The following is a 3,076-nucleotide window of genomic DNA, read 5'->3' on the forward strand; positions in this document are numbered from 1 at the left end:
TCGATTTATCGCGAACGATGTCGCTTCTCTAAAGCGCTCTTCTAAGTAGGTACGATTCATGGAAAGCTATCTTCCAATCCTTATTCTGTTTGTTCTGTTTCTCTTGAACATCCCCATCGCGTTTTCTCTGATTGCATCGGCGATGGTTTACTTTCTTTTTATCAATGACTCTATTCCGGTGAGCTTGGTGATGCAGCGCTTTATTAGCTCTGCTGAGTCTTTTCCGTTGTTGGCCATCCCGTTCTTTATCATGGTGGGTTCGGTGATGAATTATGCGGGGATCAGTAAGAGCTTACTCGCCTTTGCCGATTCTATGATTGGCCATAAAACCGGTGGTCTGGCTCAAGTGAATGTGGCGCTGAGTACTCTGATGGGCGGTATCTCTGGCTCTGCCAATGCGGATGCGGCGATGCAGTCGAAGATTCTTGCTCCCGAGATGACTAAGCGTGGTTATGACTTGCCATTTACGGCCGCTGTAACAGCTGCGTCATCAAGTATCAGCCCTGTGATCCCACCGGGTATTAACTTAATCATCTTTGCTCTATTGGCGAACGTGTCAGTCCATCAAATGTTTATAGCGGGTTACGTTCCGGCATTTTTGATGGCGCTGTCGCTAATGGTGACGATTGCGTTCATCGCTCGTAAACGCCGTTACAAACCTTCGCGTTCTGAGCCTGCTTCTGCCAAAGAGCGTTTTCATTACTTCTTGAAAGCGATTCCGGCACTGTTGATCCCGTTCGGCATTATTCTGGGCATGCGTTTTGGCTTGTTCACGCCTACTGAAGCGGGTGCGATTGCCGTATTGCTTTGCGCGATTATTGGCATATTCGTTTATCGTCAACTGGGCTTTCGCCATATCCCGCTGATCATGCGTGAAACAGTGCAGGGCACCAGCAGTGTCATGTTTATCATTATCGGTGCCATGGTCTTTGGTTACTACATGACGCTAGAGCAGATCCCACACAATGTTGCTTCGGCTTTGATTGAGCTGACAGACAACAAGCTCGTCTTGCTGTTGTTGATTAACGTGCTGCTGTTAGTGGTGGGTATGTTCATCGAAGGTGGTGCCGCGATGATCATACTCACGCCATTACTATTGCCAGCTGTTCTTAACCTAGGCGTTAACCCGGTTCACTTCGGCATTATCGTGATTGTGAATATCATGATTGGTGGTGTGACTCCGCCATTTGGCTCGATGATGTTTACGGTTTGCTCGATTTTAAAAGTTCGTATGGTCGACTTCGTAAGAGAAGTGGCTCCGTTGTTGCTAGCACTACTCACGGTTCTGATGTTGCTGACTTTCTCTGAAAGCTTAGTGATGTTTTTACCGAATTTGCTTTAACACTGTTTAGTGATTGATTATTTAGAGGTGTAGAAATGAATTCGGTATCGAATGAATTGAACCAAAATTGGAAAAAGATAGATTGGGTGTTAACCGATGTGGATGACACCTTAACGTGGCAGGGTCAATTGCCGCCTGAAACCTTGATCGCTTTAAGTAAGCTTCGAGATTCGGGCAAGAAAGTGGTTGCGGTAACCGGCGCTTGTGCAGGTTGGTGTGATCACATTGCCCAGCTGTGGCCTGTTGATGCGGTTCTCGGTGAGAATGGCGCCTTCATTATGGAAAAGATAAACGGTTATCTGACATTGCGCTCAGATATTCCTTTGCCAGAAGTCAGTGCTAATCAGAGCAAACTGAAAGAACAAGTTTTAGCTATTTTGAGCGATTATCCAGAGCTCAGCTTAACGCTGGATCAGTCGTACCGCTTGTGTGAAGTTGCGATAGACATCGGTCAAAACCGTCCCAAAGTCGATGATGCGATTATTGAAGAGATAGTCTCTAAGATTCATGCGCTAGGTGCACACGCCACAGCAAGCTCTATTCACATTAATGCTTGGTATGGTGAGCACTCTAAGAAAGCAACATCGACCGCTTTTCTCAAAGAGAAGGGGCTGTCTGACCAAGAAATAGTCGAGCGTAGTTGCTATGTCGGTGACTCGATGAACGATCAATACATGTTTGAAATTTTGCCGAACAGTGTCGGTGTGGCTAATATTCAGCATTATTGGGAACGACTAGAGCATCACCCATCAGTGGTGATGAGCAAACCCGGAGGATACGGCTTCTCTGAGTTTGTCGATAAGCTGCTCGCTTTAAAATAGTGACTGGTTATCGGCTTAAAACAGCCGATAGTGAACATCAAACACAGCTCATTTCTTCGTTGGATTGAGCTGTGTTTTTGTTTTATTAGAGACGAATACATACTTCTTCTATATAACACCTATCGTTTTTTAAGGGCTTGTGTTGGTGACTCAGTCCACAACTTGCAAACTTGCTAGGTCGGTACCTCAATTCCTAGATGGGCAATTGAGAAAATTGTGAGAGGCTTGTGTTGTGTCAGTCGAATCACAAGGAAGTTGTATGCACCATTTTAATCTTCGTGCGCTTGAGTATCTGAATGCGTTATCAAAATATGGGTCACTGCGTAAAGCATCTAAGATGATGAACGTTGACCCTGCCGCAATGAGTAGAATGCTGACGCAGCTTGAAGCACAAGCAGAAATGAAGGTGTGGGAGCGCAACAACCGCCAATCTCTGCTGACTGAGGCGGGCAACGAGTTATTGAACTATTACCGCTCCATCGTTCGCAGTGAAACGGCGGTGCTGGCTCGCCTAACCAAGCTGAAAAACCTCAAGGGCGGTAACGTTAGCATCGCGATAGGAGAAGGGTTTATCACTAACTTGGTCTCTAAACCTATGCAGACTTTCATGGCTCGTTACCCTGATATCAATTTATCGATCGAGATAGCCGGTGCATTGGATGCGGTGAAAATGTTGGAAGATCAACAGATTGATTTTGCGATTACCTATGCGTCTGCACCTCACCCTAAACTGCATTCACACGTCGAGCGTAGCCACCCTTTAGAGCTTATCGCTCCCAAAGGGCACGTACTGACGATGCAACAAGCACCGGTGACACTGCAAGACATTAGAGAGGCTTCTATTGCTTTGATCGACAACTCGACAGGTATGGGGAGGCTCGTAAAGCAGGCCGAACAAAACTCTCATCTTACC

Annotated in this window: 3 protein-coding genes; all 3 read left to right on the plus strand. The window is 46.3% G+C overall.

Features of this window, described 5'->3' with window-relative positions:
- The first annotated feature begins 58 nt into the window (after positions 1-58).
- Positions 59-1,342: a TRAP transporter large permease gene (locus BCT81_RS13420; RefSeq protein ID WP_017070429.1), complete on the plus strand. Its 1,284-nt coding sequence runs from the start codon at positions 59-61 to the stop codon at positions 1,340-1,342.
- Between the two features lie 35 nt (positions 1,343-1,377).
- The gene (locus tag BCT81_RS13425) at positions 1,378-2,163 is read left to right on the plus strand and encodes an HAD-IIB family hydrolase (protein ID WP_102424736.1); all 786 of its coding nucleotides are present in this window, start codon (positions 1,378-1,380) and stop codon (positions 2,161-2,163) included.
- A 259-nt stretch (positions 2,164-2,422) separates the two neighbouring features.
- Positions 2,423-3,076, plus strand: a 654-nt coding sequence (locus BCT81_RS13430; protein ID WP_102424737.1) for a LysR family transcriptional regulator, incomplete at its 3' end; no start/stop codon positions are given.

It is taken from the genome of Vibrio sp. 10N.261.52.A1 (assembly GCF_002876325.1).
Classification (GTDB): domain Bacteria; phylum Pseudomonadota; class Gammaproteobacteria; order Enterobacterales; family Vibrionaceae; genus Vibrio; species Vibrio chagasii.

Coding starts and splice junctions, on each gene's coding strand:
- BCT81_RS13420 (WP_017070429.1), top strand. CDS start 59: ATGGAAAGCTATCTTCCAATCCTTATTCTGTTTGTTCTGTTTCTCTTG.
- BCT81_RS13425 (WP_102424736.1), top strand. CDS start 1,378: ATGAATTCGGTATCGAATGAATTGAACCAAAATTGGAAAAAGATAGAT.